This window comes from Boudabousia tangfeifanii, from assembly GCF_001856685.1.
GTDB lineage: Bacteria > Actinomycetota > Actinomycetes > Actinomycetales > Actinomycetaceae > Boudabousia > Boudabousia tangfeifanii.
This window is the reverse complement of the sequence record NZ_CP017812.1, coordinates 785159-803942: the sequence shown is the minus strand read 5'-3', so window position 1 is coordinate 803942 and position 18784 is coordinate 785159. Positions and strand designations below refer to the sequence as shown.

Here is an 18784-nt window from a genome sequence, read left to right as displayed (position 1 = left end):
ATCGGCACTACGTTTTTTGGTTTATCGGCGAAGGGAAAGACGCATGGTTAAATACGTCTTTAGAAAGGTTGTATCGTGGCTAGCCATGATCTTCCTGGCGACAAATATTACGTATTTGCTCGCAAATCAGTTTCTTGACCCACGGGCAAATTACGCTGAACGAAAGAATCCTTTTACACAGGAACAATTATCCGCAATGCTGCGGCCACTAAATTTGGACTTTACCGTACCACTAGCCAAACGCTGGTGGATCTGGTTATCTAATATTCTATTCCACTGGAATTGGGGACTAAACCCAACCGGCGGTTCCGTTAACGAACAGATTAGCTACCGTATTTGGGTATCTGCTGAACTTCTTTTGGGCGCGACAATCATCGCAACCGTAGTCGGCATTTCCCTAGGTATCTACACTGCATCGCGACAGTACAAACTTGCGGACCGTATTTGGCAAGGCATCTCGGTCTTCGCTCTTAACACCCACATCGTTGTTGCAGCACTCCTCGTCGTATACATCGGTATTTCGATCAACCGAGCTCTAAATACCACCGTGTTCTACGTAACTGGCTCATCCTCATTCGATGTCCATGGTATTTGGAAATTTATCGATGCTCTTCAGCATCTCTTCTTACCCACAGTCTCACTTGTTATCGTTAGCTTCGCCGGCACGCACATGCTCCAGCGTTCACTGCTACTCGATAACATCAATGCCGACTACGTTCGCACCGCTCGAGCTAAGGGTTTGACTCGTCACCAAGCAATCCGTAAGCACGCAATGCGTACTTCCATCATTCCTGTTGCAACCCAGATTGCGTTCTCAATCCCCGGCATTTTCGGTGGTGCAGTACTTACCGAAACCATCTTCGGCTGGAACGGTATGGGACGCTACATGATGGAAACCCTCCAAAAGAATGACATCCACGGTTTGGTAGCTGTTTCTGCTTTTGGCGCTCTAATGACCGCTATTGGCGCGATCCTCGCTGACATTTTCGTTGTCGTGCTAGACCCACGAGTGAGAGTGAACTGACATGACTATGCAAAACGAAGTTTCTGAAGAAAAGGTTGCCGTTCCGGTACCACCTTCAAAAAAGCGCACCAGTATGATGCGTCTCTACTACCGTCGCTTCCGTCGCAATAAGTTGGCGGTGTTCGGGGTATTCATTATTTTCGGTCTAGTGGTATTCTCCGTCTTCGGACCGATGATGACTGAATGGAACTATGCTGACCCAGACTTTACTGCCTTGGGTGCTCCCCCTAATGGAAGTCACTGGTTTGGAACTCAAAAGAGTGGCCATGATCTATTTGCACAGGTATCACATGGTGTTGGTCGCTCACTTATCATTGGTTTTACTACTTCTATTTTGACCACCTTGATTGCAGCTATGGTCGGCACCGCAACCGCCTATTTCGGTGCCCTCGGTCCTGCCGGACGACGCATGGAAAAGGTGATGCTCGGAATCATCAACTTCCTGTTGATCATCCCTTCCTTCCTTATCATCGCGTTGGTCATTAAGGGCTATGGTGGCTCTTGGCAGCTACTAATCCTAGTGCTAGTCATCTTTGGCTGGATGGGTGCAGCGCGTGTTATTTGGTCGCTTGCTATGTCGATCCGTGAACGTGAATTCGTTACCGCAGCCCGCTACATGGGTGTTAGTTCCGGTAAGATTTTGTGGCGCCACATGGTACCTAACATCGGTTCTCTCTTGGTAATCCAGATGACTTTGGGCGTACAAGCTACTGTTATGGCTGAAACTTCATTCTCCTTCCTAGGGTTGGGTGTGAAGGCACCAGACGTTTCGCTAGGTACATTGCTTGGTGGAGCACAAGACGTGCTCTACTCGGCACCTTGGCTATTCTTCATTCCTGCGGGTTTCCTAACCCTAATCACCTTGGCAGTTGCTTTCATTGCGGACGGCCTTCGTGATGCCCTTGATCCGAACTCCTCTGCTGGAGGTAGAGCATGACCACGAAACCTGTACTATCTGTTAAAGATCTGACAGTTTCTTTCCCTTCTGAAGCAGGTCGAGTTGACGCTGTCCGCGGTGTTAGCTTTGATCTTTACCCCGGACGTTCGCTAGGCATTGTCGGCGAATCTGGATCGGGTAAGTCTGTTTCTTCGATGGCAGTGATGGGCTTGCTCCCTGACTACGCGAAAATCAACGGTTCGATCAAACTTAACGGTGAAGAACTCCTCGGTAAGTCTGATTCGGAGATGTCAAAGATCCGAGGCAAGCAGATTGGCATGATCTTCCAAGATCCATTGTCTTCACTAACTCCTGTTTTTACCGTCGGTGATCAGATCGTTGAAGCTCTTCAGTGCCATCAAGACATTTCCTACAATGATGCGATGAAGCGTGCAGTCGAGCTCTTGGATTTGGTTGGTATTCCAAACCCAGATAAACGTGTTAAGAGCTTCCCGCACGAATTCTCTGGCGGCATGCGTCAGCGCGTGGTTATTGCTATCGCGATTGCACATAACCCGGAAGTCATTATTGCTGACGAACCAACCACTGCACTTGACGTTACTATTCAGGCACAGATCCTAGAAGTACTCAAGACTGCACAGCGTGAAACTCATGCAGCCGTCATCATGATTACTCACGATATGGGCGTAGTAGCAAACACTGCCGATGACGTTATTGTGATGTACGCTGGGCGTCCGGTTGAAAAAGCTAACGCATACGAGCTATTTGATTCTCCCCGTATGCCGTACACCATCGGTTTGCTTTCGGCTATCCCGCGCGCAGACCAGCCTGCAGATCAGCCTTTGATTCCGATTGACGGCAATCCGCCAACCGTAATTAATCTACCTCCTGGTTGCCCTTTCGCTGACCGTTGCCCGATCGTAATGCCTGAGTGCCGTAAGGAAGAGCCGCATCTTGAGCCAATTGACACTGGCCACGGTGAACGTTCCGAGGGTCACATGGCAGCTTGTATTCGTAAGCAGGATATCTTCCGCAAGCAGATCAACGGTAAGGATCTCTTCCCGGTTCCACCATTGCCGGAAGAAACCCTAGCCGATGTCCCTCGCTCAGAACGTAAGATTGCGCTCCAGGTTAACGATCTTAAGAAGCACTTCCCGCTAATTAAGGGTGCGTTCCTTAAGCGTCGAGTTGGTACGGTACGTGCAGTTAACGGCCTAGACTTCGAAGTACGCGAGGGCGAAACGCTGTCGATTGTAGGCGAGTCCGGTTGTGGTAAGACCACTACCCTACTCCAGATCATGGATCTCGGTGTAGAACTAACCGAAGGCAAGATTGAACTTGCTGGGGAAGACGTAGCGAAAATGTCGGGCCGCGAACGCCGGGCGGCACGTCGTAATATTCAAATGGTTTTCCAAGACCCCATGGGCGCCTTGGATCCCCGTATGACGGTATTCGATATCATTGCCGAACCACTACGTTCCTTCGGATACGAAGGTGATTTGGAAGACCGAATTGCCGAATTGATGGATTTGGTTGGCCTCGACCCGTCCCATATTGACCGTTTCCCGGGAGCCTTCTCTGGTGGTCAACGTCAGCGTATTGGTTTCGCCCGCGCCTTGGCCTCCAATCCTGCCGTAGTCGTACTAGACGAACCAGTTTCTGCACTTGACGTTTCGATCCAGGCCGGCATGATCAACCTGCTCGATGAACTTCGTGCGAAACTTGGCTTGTCCTATGTATTCGTCGCTCACGACCTTTCCGTAGTTCGCCATATTTCACACCGCGTTGCGGTGATGTATCTTGGTAAGTTTGTGGAAGTTGGTGAAGTCGATGAACTCTTCGATAACCCACTTCACCCGTATACAAAGGCACTACTTTCTGCTATTCCGATTCCAGATCCAGAAGTAGAAAAGACACGTGCACGAGTTACCCTTGAAGGTGACTTACCTGGACCTGCGGATGAGATTGTTGGTTGTTCTTTCAAGACTCGTTGTCCCTTGTACAAGTTGCTAGGGGCTGAACAACAAGCGAAGTGTAATAGCGAGGAACCGATCCTTACCTCACATGGTCCCGATCATACAGCGGCATGCCACTGGGTCGAACAATCCGAGGCTAAGTTGTAATAACTTCGCTTCATAATTACGCTCTTTTTTGGGGGGTGGAAGATATTTCTTCCACCCCCCAAAAAGCTTTATATTAATAGTTTCATAAACTACTTTTAAAAGCCTCGAAAAAATCTTCCACAATAAGCGCTTTGTATTGATTTTTCAACGTTTTTTAGCATGATTACAGTTAGATAAAACGCATGAATTCAAATAGCCCTTAGGATACTTTTTGAGTAGACTTAACACATAGTAGTAAGGCTACGGTGCCCACTATTCCTTATTCCGCACTTCTAGGAGTTTTCATGAACCGCATTGTTAAAATCTCTACATCTTTAGTTGCAATCGCAAGCTTAATGACCCTTGCTGGTTGTGGCGATGAACAAAAACTAGGCGAAGACGCCGCTAATATTAAGGGCGCCGATTACTTACACGTCCCATACGATCAGCTGAAAGACGGCGGTAAGCTAACCCTCTCAACGGGCATGATTCCGGAACAGCTAAACCCTATGGCGGCCACTGCAACATTTGAAACTGCATCGCTTTGGTATTGGTGGAACCCAGTAGTTGCACTCTTCGACGATGACGGCAACTGGGAACCTAACCCTGATTATGTCACCAAAGCACAAGATAGTGTTACCGATGGAAAAACTGTCGTTGTTTACGATCTTAACGATAAAGCAAAATTCAACGATGACACTCCAATCGATTGGAAGGTCTGGGAAGGCACCTGGAAAGCAGGCTCAAGCGATGACCCCAAGATGCAACTTGGTGACCCAACTGGCTACCAAGCTATAGAAAAGGTAGAACGTGGCGAAAATGATTTCCAAGTCAAAGTCACTTACAAGGGACACTTCCCATGGTGGCGAAAGAACTTCAACTACTTGATGCATCCAGGCCTCGCAGCATCTGGAGAAAACTTCGGAACCGCTTACCTGAATAATCCACACCCAGAATGGGGTGCAGGACCGTACAAAGTCGAATCCATCGATAACAAGGGCGGCACTGCCACCTTCGTGAAAAACGAAAAGTGGTGGGGCGATCCAGGCAAGCTCGACAACATTTATTTCCGAGCACTCGAAAGCACTGCCGATATGCAAGCCTTCAAAAATAAAGAGATTGACGTAGTTGGAGTTGGTACTAAAGATCGTCTTGCCCAGCTCACCGATGACACTCCAGTTTACGCGGGCACTTCCCTTTCAGAGGTATTCATGACTCTCAATTCAGCTCGGCCTGCATTGAAAGACATCAATGTTCGAAAAGCTGTGATGAAAGCAATTGATCGCAAAATTATTATGAAGGTTCGTTTCCAGGGTATGAACTTCGAGGGAGATCTACTCAACTCCCTCATTCTCAAGCAGACCCAACCAGGCTACGAAGACAACATGGGCGATTTGGGCGTCTTCGATCCGGAAGCTGCTGGAAAACTGCTCGACGAAGCTGGCTGGAAGCTGGAAGAAGGTAAGACCTACCGTACCAACGCAGCAGGTGAAGAATTAGTTCTAGAACGTCCTTATTTCGGCAACGACGACCTAACAAAGTCAATGAACAATGCTATCCAATCAATGCTTAAGAACGTTGGTATTAATTTCAAGCTTGAGCAGCGCCCAAATGCTGACTACCCACAGATCATGAAGAATCGAGAATTCGATGTAATGATCTCGTCTCTCTTCGCGGAAAATTCGTTCGCCATGGCTGACATTTGCCAGTTCTATGGACAGGGTCACACCCTACTCAAGAGTGGCACTGGCTCACAGGAGGTTGACGACCTATGCGCTGCTTCCTTGAACGCAGAAACTCAAGAAGAGGCAACAAAACTCGGCAACCAAGCTGAAAAGGCGGCTTTGAAGTTAGCTGGCGCCATGCCGGTTTATACCGGTCCAACCATGGTCGCAACCACCAAGGGACTAGCCAATATGGGTGCCATGGGCTTCGCGCGCAAAGCTCCACAAATGATTGGTTGGGCAAAGGATGATTTCAAGGCTGAGAAATAATCTGACCTAGTTTTTCTGGGGGGATGGCGTTCTGACGCCATCCCCCCAGAAGCATTTTTCAGCAATATCTATATTCAAATATAACTATTTAATAACTAAACCTATAAATATTGACATAAAGTTCAAAAATTCGTAAAGTATTATCCTGTAAGTCCGATAGAAAGTGTTTCTGTCGTAAAACTACTGGAGGTATTTTATGAACCGCCTTGTTAAGGCCACAGCAATCCTAGCGGCCAGCACCGCCATGGTTCTTGCCGGTTGCGGTAGCAACGCTGACGAAAAGTCTGAGATCAAAGTAAAAGCATCAGACTACAATAAAGTAAAGTATGAAGATCTTAAAGACGGCGGCACTCTTACATTCGCCCTAGGTGCGGTTCCTGAACAGATGAACCCATTCCAGGCGAACGCAGACGCTGAAACCACAGGTATTTGGCGCTGGTACAACGCTCAGGTAGCTCTTTACGACGATAACGCTGAATGGTACCCAAACCCAGCATACGTTACTAACTACAAAGAAGAAGTTAAAGACGGCAAGACCGTCGTCACCTACGACCTTAACGATAAGGCAGTCTTCAACGATGGCACCCCAATCGACTGGAAGGTTTGGGAAGCCACTTGGAAGGCCCAGAACGGCTCTAACGAAGAGTACCAAGTTTCCGAGCCAGACGGCTATGTTGATATTGAATCTCTAACCCGAGGCGAGAACGACTTCCAGGTCGTCGTCACTTACAAGAGCACCTTCCCTTGGTGGAAGAAGACCTTCGAAAGCTTGCTACACCCAAAGGTTGCTGCAGATCCCAAGCTATACAACGAAGGCTACATCAACAATCCTCACCCAGAATGGGGCACCGGTCCTTACAAGCTAGAAGCCTTCGATTCTAAGGGCGGTACCGTTTCGGTCGTTCCGAACGAAAAGTGGTGGGGCCAGCCAGGCAAACTAGACCGCGTTTTGATGCGTGCACTAGATCCTCAGGCTGAAATTACCGCTTTCAAGAATGGTGAGCTTGACATTGCTGCAGTCGGCAATAAGGAACGTCTAGACCAGACCAAGGACATGAAGGACTTGGCTCGCTACAACTCGACCAGCACTGGCGAAACCCTGCTTCAGATTAACTCGAAGCGCCCTCACATGGACGATAAGAATGTCCGTACCGCAATCTTCCAGGCGATTAGCCGCCCGACCTTGCTCGATATCCGCTTCCAAGGCATGGGCTGGAGTGAACCACCATTGGGTTCCTTGACCATGAAGCCTTCTCAGAAGGGTTACGAAAACAACGTTGGCGAATACGGCAACTTTGACCTAGAGCACGCCAAGAAGCTACTCGATGAAGCTGGCTGGAAGCTAGAAGACGGCAAGACCTACCGCACCAAGGATGGCGAAGAACTATCCGTCTTGATTCCATCCTTCTCCACCAGCGCTACCCTTAAGGCTCTTTACGACGGCATCCAGTCGATGCTGAAGAATGCTGGCGTCAAGATGGTCGTTGACCAGCGTAAGCCTGCTGACTTCCAGCGCACCATGAAGGACCGCGACTTTGATCTAGTCCTCTCCGGTCTACGTCAAAGCAACCCATTCGGTATGGCTGATGTCGGCCAGATCTACTTCTCTGATTCCGCTCTTTCCAAGACTGGTCTAGGCTCGAAGGAAATCGACGAAAAGATCCGCAAGTCACTAGATGCCAGCACCGCCGATGAAGCCATCAAGCTCGGTAACGAAGCTGAAAAAGCTGCTTTGGACCAGGTCGGCTGGCTGCCACTCTCCGTTGGACCTACCATGGTTGCAACTAAGAAGGGCCTAGCTAACCAGGGCGCAATGGGTTACACCATTGTTCCGAAGGAACTCATTGGTTGGGCTAAAGACGCCAAGTAAGACAACTAAATAGCATTGTGGGGCGCCTGATTTTCAGGCGCCCCACTTTCATATCAAATTAGTCTGCGATAAAACTAGCGCATTGGAACATTATGACATATACTATTTACATGACTTACGCATCATTATTAATTATTAGCGGGTACGCAGGCTAGCAAGCCTCGAACCCGCTGACCTGCGTACCCTCCCGATATCAAAATGAATCGGGATTTTTTTCTGTCCGAAATCAACACGAAAGTATTAATATGGCTTCCAACGAACGCGAAACATGGTCCTCGCGACCAATGTTCTTAGCTGCAGCAATTGGATCAGCAATCGGCTTGGGTAATATCTGGCGTTTTCCTTACATCGCCTATGAAAACGGTGGCGGATCATTCTTGATCCCATACGTGATCGCTCTCTTGACCGGTGGCGTTGCAATGTTGTTCTTCGACTACGCCATTGGTCACCGTTTCCGCGCTGCTCCCCCATTAGCGTTTGCCCGCATCGCCCGTTGGGCAGAACCTATCGGTTGGGTTCAGACTTTAATTACTTTCTTCATCGCGGTCTACTACATGGCGATTCTCGCCTGGTCGGCGTTCTACACTTACTATTCCTTCACCCTCGCGTGGGGCGACGATCCTAATGCGTTCTTCTTCGAAAACTTCCTAAAGATGGACGGCGCCTCGGTTTACTCAGGTAACTACCTATTAGCATTGACTGCAGTACTGGTCTTGATCTGGGTTGCACTACTCGCAGTAATGTCACTGGGTGTCGAAAAGGGCGTTGGTCGTGTCTCCAAGTTTGCCGTACCAACCCTCATCGTTCTCTTCATCCTCATCACTATTCGTGCGCTCACCCTTAAAGGTGCAGCAGATGGTCTAAACGCACTATTTACCCCAAACTGGGATGCTCTATTCGAGCCTAGTGTCTGGATGGCTGGTTACGGCCAGATCTTCTACTCCTTGGCAGTCGGCTTCGGCATTATGCTAACCCAAGCTTCCTACCTAAAGCGTCGCTCTGACGTGACCACCACTGCTTGGACCGTAGCCTTTGCGAACTCGTCCTTCGAAGTTCTCGCCGGTATCGGTGTTTTCGCAGCACTCGGCTTCATGTCTGCCCAGAGCGGCAAGCCAATTGCAGATGTCGTTACCAATGGTATCGGTTTGGCCTTCATTGCTTTCCCACAAATCATCTCGCAGATGCCTGGCGGTCCACTATTCGGCGTACTCTTCTTTGGTTCTCTCTTCCTAGCCGGTTTCACCTCGATGTTCTCCATCATCGAAGTACCAATCAGTGCTTGCATGGATAAGTTTGCGCTCTCCCGCCGCAAGGCAGTTGTGCTCGTTGGTGGTCTCGCTGCAGTAATCTCCGTAGTTCTACTACCAACCACCTCAGGTTTGCCAGCGCTAGACATCATGGACAAGTTCATCAACGTTACCGGCATCGTCTTCATTGCCGTTGTCACCCTCGTCGTCGTTGGTTGGGGCAAGGGCATGTTCTCTGTCCTTGAAGATCACTTAGACGCGATCTCTACTCTTCCAACCAAGTACTGGTGGAAGCTTTCCGTCGGTGTTCTTACACCAGTCATTTTGGCAATCACCTTCTGGGGCAACATGAAAGAGCTCTTGGCTTCACCATACGGAGACTACACTCAAGCTCAACTTGGTGTCTATGGTTGGGGACTAACCGCAGTCATGTATGTTGGTGCAATCGCGCTAGGGCTCAGCAAATGGCACGGCAACGTCAGCTTCGATGTTCCGAAGGGCTTTGACCTCTCGGCTAAAGCAGTCCGAGCTCAACTAGCAGCAACTTCTAAGTAAAGGAAAGAGAAATGACTACTGACGCAATCGTAATGATGGTAGTTTACCTACTAATCGTTTGGGGTGGACTTGGCTTCGGTGCAGCTCTAATGGCAACGCACTCGGATGAGACCGCTGGTGCACTTGGCGAACTTGAAGCTAAAAAGAAACCAAACGTCCTAGATAACTAGGCAAACTGAACAATAATCCGTGTCCAATACCTTTAGGCTTGTTCCTGAAAAGATATTTGGACACGGATTATTGTTTTACATGCTAGCATTGAAAAATGACGCTTGAAAAAACTACACTATCTTCCGATTTCTCCACCGCGGAAGTCTACGAACAAGGCGCACATCTTGCGACTTGGACTCCAAAAGAGCAACCTCCAGTAATTTGGACCTCAACCGCTTCAAAATATGAAGTCGGCACCGGCATTCGAGGTGGCATCCCGATTGTATTTCCTTGGTTTAACGCTGGTAGAAAACCAGGTTTGACCCCACGACATGGTTTCGTCCGCTTCGAAAACTGGCAGCTGGTTTCAGGTCCTTCTTCTAAAGATGGTGAAACCACCGCAACTTGGGAACTCAACGGTCCTCTCGACAATGAGAATTTCCCCTACAAGTTCCGTGCTCGTTTTGAAGTAAAAACCGGTAAGGCTCTCTCCGTCGCCCTCGTCGTAGAAAACTTAGATACCGAAGAATTCGACTGCGAACTTGCTTTCCATACCTATTTCCACGTAGGTGACACCGAGAATACCCGGATCCTGGGTTTTAATGGAGCCTCTGCTAAGGATCCCTTTATTTCTCCAGCTTTCTTCCGCCAAGAAGGCGAATTGGAATCTGCCGCTGAGATCGATCGCGTCTTCTTTACTCCCCCAAATGCTACGATCGTCGATCGAGTAAACAACCGCGTAATTCGAACCCACTCAGAGAATGCCTCAAATGCCATTGTTTGGAACCCCGGTCCTGAAGGGGCGAAAGAGATGGCAGACCTACAAGACGACGATTGGAAACGATTCTTCTGTCTTGAAACTGCCTGTATTTACGATAATGCAGTCGTTATTAAGCCAGGCGAAAGCTTTACTCTTGACCTGCAAGTCCAGGTAGAATCTCTCAATCCTATCTACCTCTAATAGTAGCTAGAGATGGTTGTGGGCGGGACAGTAATAACTGTCCCGCCCACAACCATCTAAACTTATTAGAGTTAGCGACTCATCCGCCAGAACTCAAGGAATACTTTACTTAAAGCAAAGCAATCATCTATGTGGCAAAGTTCCCTAGCAGAGTGCATACTTAGGATCGGAATTCCGACATCAACGGTTGGTACCCCAACCGATCCAATCGAGATCGGGCCGATTGTGGAACCACAAGGTTGATCATTGTTGGAAACAAAGTCCTGACACTTAACTTCAGCTAGACGACAGGCTTCATGCCAAACTTGAATTTCGGGAGAATGGCTAATGTAACGTAGCTGCGCATTGTGCTTAACCATAGGACCACGCCCCATAATCGGACGAGTATCTGGATCATGACGATCAGCGTAGTTCGGATGAACGGAATGCCCCACATCGCAAGAAACAAAGATCGTCTTGGACTTAGCTTGGAATATCTGATCCATCGTGGCGCCAAGCGCAAGTGAAGTACGGGTGATGACATCGTTTAGCAGGGAGCCTCCAGCACCTGCTCGAGACTGAGACCCTACCTCTTCATTATCAAACATCGCATAAACTGCAATCTCGTTAATGCTGCTATCGAGGGCGAGTAGCGGAGCTAGCGCAGAGTGCACCGTAACCAGGTTATCTAGTCGAGGAGACGCGAAGAGATTAGCATCCGCACCGATCAAATCCGGTCCCTGCGCATCAATGGTGTAGAGCTCATAAGAATCAATTTCTTCCCCTGACGAGAGCCCCGCGGCCTTAGCGACCAAATCAAGGAAATCTGCCTCGCTGTCAACACCCATCACAGGGTGCAGATGCTGCTGTTTTCCAAGCTTCAGGCCATCATTATTCACCGCACGATCTAGATGAACCGCGAGCTGTGGAATCCTAAGAATCGCATCAGTACGAACCAGCTTAATCTGGCCGGATTTCGTGGTTAGCCGACCGGCAACGGCTAGGTCACGATCAAGCCATGAATTGAGCAAAGGTCCGCCGTATACTTCAACCCCGATCTGAGTAAACCCATCACCAGTCTTGCTTTGCGGATTTGGCTTAACCTTAAATGCAGGAGAATCCGTGTGGCCACCAATAATACGATATGGAGTCAAGGGCGAAACAGACTCTGGAATCATAAAAGCAATAATCGCCCCGTCCCGAACTACAAAATGTCCCCCCGGGGTTGCCTGCCAGTCCTCATCCTCGAATTGTTGGGTCCAACCAGCAGCAAGTAAACGTTCAGAAACGGTTTTAACTGCATGAAACGAAGAGGGCGAGAGACGAACGAACTCGGCGAAATCTTCAGCTTGTTTTAGAGAGTTTTTATACATAGCCTTCATTTTACGCCGGATATTAAACGGTTCCGAGAAAACAAGTGCTTTGTCACAAAATAGTGGGAGAATGGACATTTAGCATCATTTTCCCTTTAGGGAAGTTCTTTCCAAAGACTACGAAAATACTAACTCAGCTTTAGTTGGTGGATTAGCACCTTGACGGGAGACCGTAACTGCAGCTACTTTTGCCGCCCATTCCATTGCTTTTTGTAGTTCTCGTTCACTCATATGAGCTAACTTGTTGCCTTCAGTCTTACCAAGTAAATGCATATGCCACAATGCATCGAGCAAACCACCCATAAACGAGTCTCCAGCACCTACGGTATCAACTACCTCTCCCTTAGGCGCTGATTGGGCAAATCGCATACCCGAGGCGGTGTACGCAACTGATCCGGCATTACCTGCAGTAACAACTAAAAGTTCTACTCCACGCCCCAGCCAGTCTTCAGCTAGCTGATCGATTTGAGCTAGAGACATTTCATCTTTATTCGAGAAAAAAGCTGCATCCTCATCAGAAAGCTTGACCACATCCGCTACCTCAACAAAAGGCATGATCTTAGCAGCTGCGGTTTTTGCATCCCCCATCAGCGTTGGCCTTGCGTTCGGATCATAGCTTAGAGTAGCTTGATCGTTAGCTGCGACCAGAGTATCCAATACTCCTTGGCAGCCAGGTTCGATAAACGCTCCCAAGGAGCCAGTATGCACCAAGATATCTGTATCCAAAAGTAAAGCCGGGGAAGCCTCCCAGGTGAAATCAAACTCGTAAGTAGCTGCGCCCTGCTCATCTAAAAGTGCACGAGCCGTGGAAGTATGTTCCGCCCCAAACGACTCAGGAGTTATCACCACGTTTGATTTGGCCAAATGCTCTTGAATCAATTCACCGCGTTGATCTTGCCCCAGCCAAGTAGCTAACCTGACTTGCCGCCCCAATCGTCCTAAGCCCAAAGCCACATTTGCCGGAGACCCACCCGGGATCTCACGTGTTTGCGCTTGATCGATCACAATGTCAACAAGCGCCTCCCCCAAAACGAGGGCGGTGCCCAACGGATTACTATTCACGATTTTTCTCCTTTGAAACTATCGTAAAGATTCGTGATGCCTGATGACCTCAGAGATAATCAAAGTCAGGAACTTTTCTGCAAACTCGGGATCCAGTCCAGACTCTTGTGCTAGTTTACGCAAGCGTTTAATCTGGACTTCTTCCCGGCTAGGATCAGAAGGAGGTAAATCATACTGCGCCTTAATCTGTCCGACATTTTTGGTGCAACGAAAACGCTCCGCTAAAAGATGCACTAACGCCGCATCTAGATTGTCAATTGTTTGACGAGCAGAGAGCAGTTCTTGTGGTAATTCTTGACTCATATTAGGCACTCTTTTGATCGCGCTGGTTTACCGTATTATCAAATACTGGGCGGGCACCGTCCTCGACCACTTCTTTTGTAATCGTCACCGTTTTAACTAACGGCAAGGAAGGTACCTCAAACATTGCATCGGCAAGAATATTCTCTAAGATCGAGCTCAAAGCACGTGCCCCAGTTTTCCGTCTAGCCGCCTCCCTGGCGATAGCCATCACAGCCTCATCGGTAAAGACCAAATCCACATCATCGAGTTTAAATAAGCTCTGGTATTGCGAAACGAGGGCGTTTTTCGGCTCGGTAAGCACATGACAGAGGTCTTCTTCAGTCAACTGTGAAACCGTTGTCATCACAGGCAAACGACCAATAAATTCTGGGATCATGCCATACTTGTGAAGATCCTCGGTTGTCACCTGGGCATAGAGGTCACCATGCTCTGCATCGCTCTTCAAATCTGATCCAAACCCGGTAGCCCGCTTACCCAGACGCGCTTTCACGATTTCGTCCAAACCAGCAAAAGCGCCTGAGGCAATAAACAATACCCCTGAGGTATCAAACTCAAGGAACTCTTGATGAGGATGCTTTCGACCTGGCTGCGGTGGTACCGAAGCTACAGTCCCCTCGATAATCTTAAGTAGGGCTTGCTGCACACCCTCCCCCGAGACGTCACGAGTAATCGAAGCATTTTCAGCTTTTCTAGCGATCTTATCGATTTCATCGATATAAATAATGCCTTTTTCCGCCTTCGCGATATCTCCCCCAGCTGCAGAAATCAACTTGAGCAAGATGTTCTCGACGTCTTCGCCCACATATCCAGCCTCGGTTAAGGCAGTGGCATCAACGATGACAAAAGGTACCTGCAAAAGCTTGGCTAAAGAGCGAGCTAAATGAGTTTTACCAACCCCAGTTGGGCCCAACATAAGGATATTAGACTTGGTTAGTTCAACGTCCTCGGTAGCCCCATTCTCACGTGCATTCACCCGCTTATAGTGGTTGTAGACCGCAATAGATAGGGCACGTTTTGCCTTGTTCTGTCCCACTACATAGCTGTCAAGAAAGTCAAAAATCTGCTGAGGCTTTGGCAGATGCGTTAAATTAGAGCCAGTTTGCAGCTGACGTTTCTCTTCTTCGATGATTTCATTACAAAGCTCAACGCATTCATTGCAGATATAAACCCCAGGTCCACCAATGAGCTTCCGCACCTGCTTTTGACTTTTTCCGCAGAAGGAACACTTCAATAGATCAGCGGAATCAGTAAATCGGGTGGTCATAGCGCCTCCTGGCAAACTTGGCTACTTCAAACTATAACTTTACTGCTGATCAGACTATTTAGCAGATATTACACGCGGAATTTCAATCAAAAGTCGTTCAATAGCCTCACGATAAATCTTTGGTTCAATCGCCGCATTCAAACGGAAGAAATTCGCAAAGTTACCGAATCCAAAACCCATCGAGAATAGGACATTGGTAAGCTCCATGACCTGTTGTTGTTTCTCAATGTTAAAACCGGCTTCGGTGCCATCAACCCATTGCAAAAAGGTTCCTTCTGTAGGTAATACCTTAAAGCCTGGAATCTGATTTAGGCGTTCTTGGGAATAGTCAAGGTTATTTCTAACTGCCGCTTTAATTTGAGTTAGCCAATCACTTTCCTCCCCCCAAGCCGCGATAGCTGCAGGAACGGCGAAGTAGTTTGGGTTGTGAATCCCCATCTGGCGCTTGGCATGTTCCAAACGAATTTTTAACTCATCAGATCCAGTAAATGCTACGGCAGCCTCTGCTCCAGCCATCGCAAACGTTTTTCCAGGAGAAGTGAACTGAATAAGACGACCACTCTCCCAACTAGCAGGAGCATAGCGAGCTAAAGGTTCGTACCTATGCTCATCCCAAACAAAATCCGCGTGGATATCATCACTTAAGACCATTAAGTTCGGATGACTATCAATGAGCTTACCGAGTTCAGCAAGTTCATTAGAGGAAAAAACTTTGCCAGTAGGATTATGCGGATTAGTTAACAGAAAAACATCAGCATCAGCTAGTGTGATAGCCAATTGACCCATATCGATTTCGTAGCGGTCGCCTTGATTGGCCAACGGCACAAACTCAATTTTGGCACCATTCTCACGAAAAACCTCGAGAATCGGATCATAAGCTGGGGTTAAAGTAACTAGCTTGGGTTGGGTTGGCAGTAGTTTTGCAACGATCGTGCCTACGGCCAGAATGATCCTTGGAAAAAATACGGCTTGGCTAACCATGGGGGTCCATTCATGGCACTTCGTTTGCCACGAGACTGCCGCCTGCAGAAAATCATCAAAGATTTCGGTATACCCGTATCTGCCGTGTTCGGCGGCTCCAATCACTGCCGCTCTAACCGAGGGCGGTGTAATGAACTCAAGATCAGCGATATTTAATGCGATAGTTTTTGCTCGGACTGCCTCGGGTAGGGTATCCCACTTCGCCGACCAGTGCCCATAGGGATCGCTAAAAGACGTATATGTTTGCATTGTTTCTGAGTGGTTCGATGCTAAAGGTTGCCTCAGCTTATTCTCACTTTAGACTTCAGCCGATTGCTTGCTTGACCCAATGGCCATAGCTTTCTTGATAAATATCGTCATTCGCTGGGGCATTTAACGATGCCACTTCCAGCTTCCAGGTAGGCAGTTCACTGGTCAATACCCAGGCTGCTTGTTTTGCCGCTCCTAAAGCGACGTATTCTCCAGGAGTGGGCAAATCCAAATGACAGTTCAAAAGGTTCGGGAATATCTCTTGTAATGCTTTTGACTTAGCACTACCTCCGATTAGCAGTGCCGAGGAAATTTGATTACCAGTTTTCGCCATTACCTCAAGGCTGTAGCGCAGCAAATATCCGAGACTCTCGAGTGCTGCCCGAGCATAGTTTTCCGGCTTCCGATTTTCAGTATTAAGTCCCCACCAACTCGCTGTCGCGCTTGGCAGATTCGGAGTTCGTTCACCGGCATAAAAGGGAGTTAATCCAAGACCATTAGCGCCTAGCTCGGCTTGAGATACTAAGCGGTCGAATTCCTGATAATCGACTTGTAGCAGTTCTCTTGTATAGTCGAGGATTTGGGCACAGTTGAGGGTACAAGTAAGTGCTAGCCAGTTTCCAGTGGCATCAGCAAATCCAGCCATCAGCCCTTCGTGGCGATTCAAAGGTTCCTCGAAAACTGCACAAATCACTCCTGATGTGCCTAATGAGATACTTGCCTGCAGCGGCTCTAAGCCCAATCCAAGTGCTGCTGCAGCATTATCACCACACCCCGGGCCCAATACGATTTCTGCGCGCGTGTACTTATCACAAACTTTGCCCGCCTCGTCGTTAGGTCCTAACACCTTCGGCAACTGAATCTTTTTAGCTTCGTCCTCGGAGATTCTAAGAGCCAGAGCAAGAAGATCATAACGATACTCATTGGTTGCCGAGTCAAAGTAACCAGTTCCCGAGGCATCGGAACGGTCAGTAACCAAATCTGCTAGGGACTTTGCACCCTGTAACTGCCAAGTTAACCAGTCATGCGGCAGGCAGATTGCTGCAATCTTTTTAGCATTTTCTGGTTCATTATCAGCTAGCCAGCGTAACTTAGTTATCGTAAATGAAGGCACTGGGATGGAACCAGTAGCTTGGACAAAAGCATCCGCACCAGCTTGGTCATCCCCTGCTCCTAGTTCGTTGACAAGGTCGTTTGCGGCTTGGGCCGACCGAGTATCGTTCCATAGCAGAGCTGGACGGATTACCTGACCCGAATAATCTAGGCAAACCATTCCATGCTGCTGGCCTCCAATAGCTAGCGCGTGGCAGTCATCAATTCCCCCCACTGCCTCAAGACTTTTTTCTAAAGCCTTAAGCCACTCGGCGGGGTCAACTTCTGTTCCCTTAGGATGGGTAGCGTTGGCGCTACGGATAATTGTTCCATTTTCGGCGTCAACTACTAGAACCTTACAGGATTGGGTTGAAGAATCGACTCCTACCACACGCTTTGCCATTGGACTTCCTTTTAAATCAGCCGATTAGATGACGCAATGCCTGCTGGTGCAACTCAACGAAGTGGTAGTCACGAGCAGCTAGAGAATCAACATCATAGTCTTCCTGCGCAGCCATGAAATCAGAAACTGATTCACCAGCAGCGAGAGTCGGTTCATTCAATTCGAAGACCCCTGATTGCTTCATTAGTTCTTGTGTCTTTGGATCCTCACGGAAAGCCTTAGCCTTCTCGCTGAGCATTAGGAACATTTCCATGTTCGCTGCTGCAGTCTCCCAAACACTATCAAGGCCATCAGTACGAGCAGGCTTGTAATCGAAATGGATTGGGCCCTCGTAGCGTGGACCCCCATTGGGGAACCCATTGACCAATAGATCTACAGTGAAGAATGCGGAAAGCAGATCACCATGACCAAAGACTTTGTCCTGATCGTATTTAATGCCAGACTGCCCATTAAGATCAATGTGGAATAGCTTTCCAGCGTTTAGAGCTTGAGCAAGGGCATGGGTGTAGTTCAAACCTGCCATCTGTTCATGTCCGGTCTCTGGGTTTAGACCGACCACATCACCATTATCTAGTTCAGCAATAAGGGCAAGGGCATGTCCAACAGTAGGTAGGAAGATATCGCCACGTGGTTCGTTTGGCTTTGGCTCAAGGCCGATTCTAAGGTCGTAGCCCTTTTCCTTAATGTAACCTGCTACGGTATCGAGGCCTTCCTTGTAGCGATCAAAAGCAGCATTGAGGTCCTTGGAAGAATCATATTCCGAACCTTCACGACCGCCCCACATCACGAAAGTAGTAGCACCTAGCTCTGCTGCTAAGTCAACGTTACGCAAAATCTTCTTTAGACCAAAACGACGAATCTGACGATCGTTATTGGTCAAACCACCATCTTTAAAAATTGGATGGGAGAAGGTATTGGTGGTAACCATTTCAATGGTTAGACCATGAGCTTTAGCGGCTTCAGCTAATTTTCCAACTCGGGCATCGCGTTCAGCGTCGGAGGCATCAAAAGGCCAAACATCATTATCATGGAAAGTAAAGCCCCAGGCACCGAGCTCAGCCAACTTTTCCGCATACTGCCAAGGATCGAGCGCAGGTCGAGTAGGCTCACCAAAAGGATCACCTGCAGTCCAACCTACTGTCCATAGGCCAAATGAAAACTTATCGGATGGTTGCGGTTTACGCATAATTTTCTCCTCACCACAGTGTGTATTGTGAGACTACGCTAACACAGTTGTAGGGGTGTCTGCCACTTGGCAGACACCCCTACAAAAACAC

General features: G+C 48.4%; 15 protein-coding genes. 8 read left to right on the top strand and 7 right to left on the bottom strand.

Annotated features, from left to right (window positions below; translation table 11 throughout):
- Positions 1–196: 196 nt before the first annotated feature.
- The 8 genes from BK816_RS03215 (at position 197) to BK816_RS03185 (ending at position 10801) form a co-directional block, all read left to right on the top strand.
- On the top strand, positions 197–1024 hold the full coding sequence (locus tag BK816_RS03215; RefSeq protein WP_236842351.1) for an ABC transporter permease: 828 nt from the start codon (positions 197–199) through the stop codon (positions 1022–1024).
- 1 nt (position 1025) lies between these two features.
- Positions 1026–1961, top strand: coding sequence for an ABC transporter permease (locus tag BK816_RS03210; protein WP_071163887.1), 936 nt, complete (start codon positions 1026–1028; stop codon positions 1959–1961).
- On the top strand, positions 1958–4045 hold the full coding sequence (locus BK816_RS03205; protein WP_071163886.1) for an ABC transporter ATP-binding protein: 2088 nt from the start codon (positions 1958–1960) through the stop codon (positions 4043–4045). The genes BK816_RS03210 and BK816_RS03205 overlap by 4 nt, the downstream gene beginning before the upstream one ends.
- A 284-nt stretch (positions 4046–4329) precedes the next feature.
- On the top strand, positions 4330–6018 hold the full coding sequence (locus BK816_RS03200; RefSeq protein WP_071163885.1) for an ABC transporter family substrate-binding protein: 1689 nt from the start codon (positions 4330–4332) through the stop codon (positions 6016–6018).
- A gap of 196 nt (positions 6019–6214) precedes the next feature.
- Complete coding sequence (locus tag BK816_RS03195) at positions 6215–7888, top strand: ABC transporter family substrate-binding protein (RefSeq protein WP_071163884.1); 1674 nt, start codon at positions 6215–6217, stop codon at positions 7886–7888.
- A 245-nt stretch (positions 7889–8133) separates the two neighbouring features.
- The gene (locus tag BK816_RS03190; protein ID WP_083379035.1) at positions 8134–9690 is read left to right on the top strand and encodes a sodium-dependent transporter; all 1557 of its coding nucleotides are present in this window, start codon (positions 8134–8136) and stop codon (positions 9688–9690) included.
- Between the two features lie 11 nt (positions 9691–9701).
- Positions 9702–9860, top strand: coding sequence for a methionine/alanine import family NSS transporter small subunit (locus BK816_RS09090; protein ID WP_083379034.1), 159 nt, complete (start codon positions 9702–9704; stop codon positions 9858–9860).
- Between the two features lie 95 nt (positions 9861–9955).
- Positions 9956–10801 (top strand): D-hexose-6-phosphate mutarotase, encoded by an 846-nt coding sequence (locus BK816_RS03185; RefSeq protein ID WP_071163883.1) that lies wholly within the window; start codon positions 9956–9958, stop codon positions 10799–10801.
- A gap of 71 nt (positions 10802–10872) precedes the next feature.
- Here BK816_RS03185 and BK816_RS03180 read toward each other — a convergent pair whose 3' ends face one another.
- The 7 genes from BK816_RS03180 to xylA form a co-directional block, all read right to left on the bottom strand.
- On the bottom strand, positions 10873–12153 hold the full coding sequence (locus BK816_RS03180; protein ID WP_071164908.1) for a M18 family aminopeptidase: 1281 nt from the start codon (positions 12151–12153) through the stop codon (positions 10873–10875).
- A 117-nt stretch (positions 12154–12270) separates the two neighbouring features.
- A complete protein-coding gene (locus BK816_RS03175; RefSeq protein WP_071163882.1) occupies positions 12271–13215 on the bottom strand; it encodes a carbohydrate kinase family protein in 945 nt (314 codons plus the stop codon).
- An 18-nt stretch (positions 13216–13233) separates the two neighbouring features.
- Entirely contained in the window at positions 13234–13518 is a 285-nt protein-coding gene (locus tag BK816_RS03170; protein ID WP_071163881.1) for a chorismate mutase, read from the bottom strand.
- Between the two features lies 1 nt (position 13519).
- Positions 13520–14782 carry an ATP-dependent Clp protease ATP-binding subunit ClpX gene (clpX, locus tag BK816_RS03165; protein ID WP_071163880.1) on the bottom strand — a complete coding sequence of 421 codons (1263 nt, stop codon included), beginning with the start codon at positions 14780–14782 and terminating at the stop codon, positions 13520–13522.
- A gap of 54 nt (positions 14783–14836) precedes the next feature.
- Positions 14837–16012, bottom strand: a complete 1176-nt coding sequence (locus BK816_RS03160; RefSeq protein WP_071163879.1) for an aminotransferase class I/II-fold pyridoxal phosphate-dependent enzyme — start codon at positions 16010–16012, stop codon at positions 14837–14839.
- Between the two features lie 55 nt (positions 16013–16067).
- Positions 16068–17507 (bottom strand): xylulokinase, encoded by a 1440-nt coding sequence (gene xylB, locus BK816_RS03155; protein WP_071163878.1) that lies wholly within the window; start codon positions 17505–17507, stop codon positions 16068–16070.
- A gap of 16 nt (positions 17508–17523) precedes the next feature.
- Entirely contained in the window at positions 17524–18693 is a 1170-nt protein-coding gene (gene xylA, locus BK816_RS03150) for a xylose isomerase (protein WP_418214808.1), read from the bottom strand.
- Between the last annotated feature and the right edge of the window lie 91 nt (positions 18694–18784).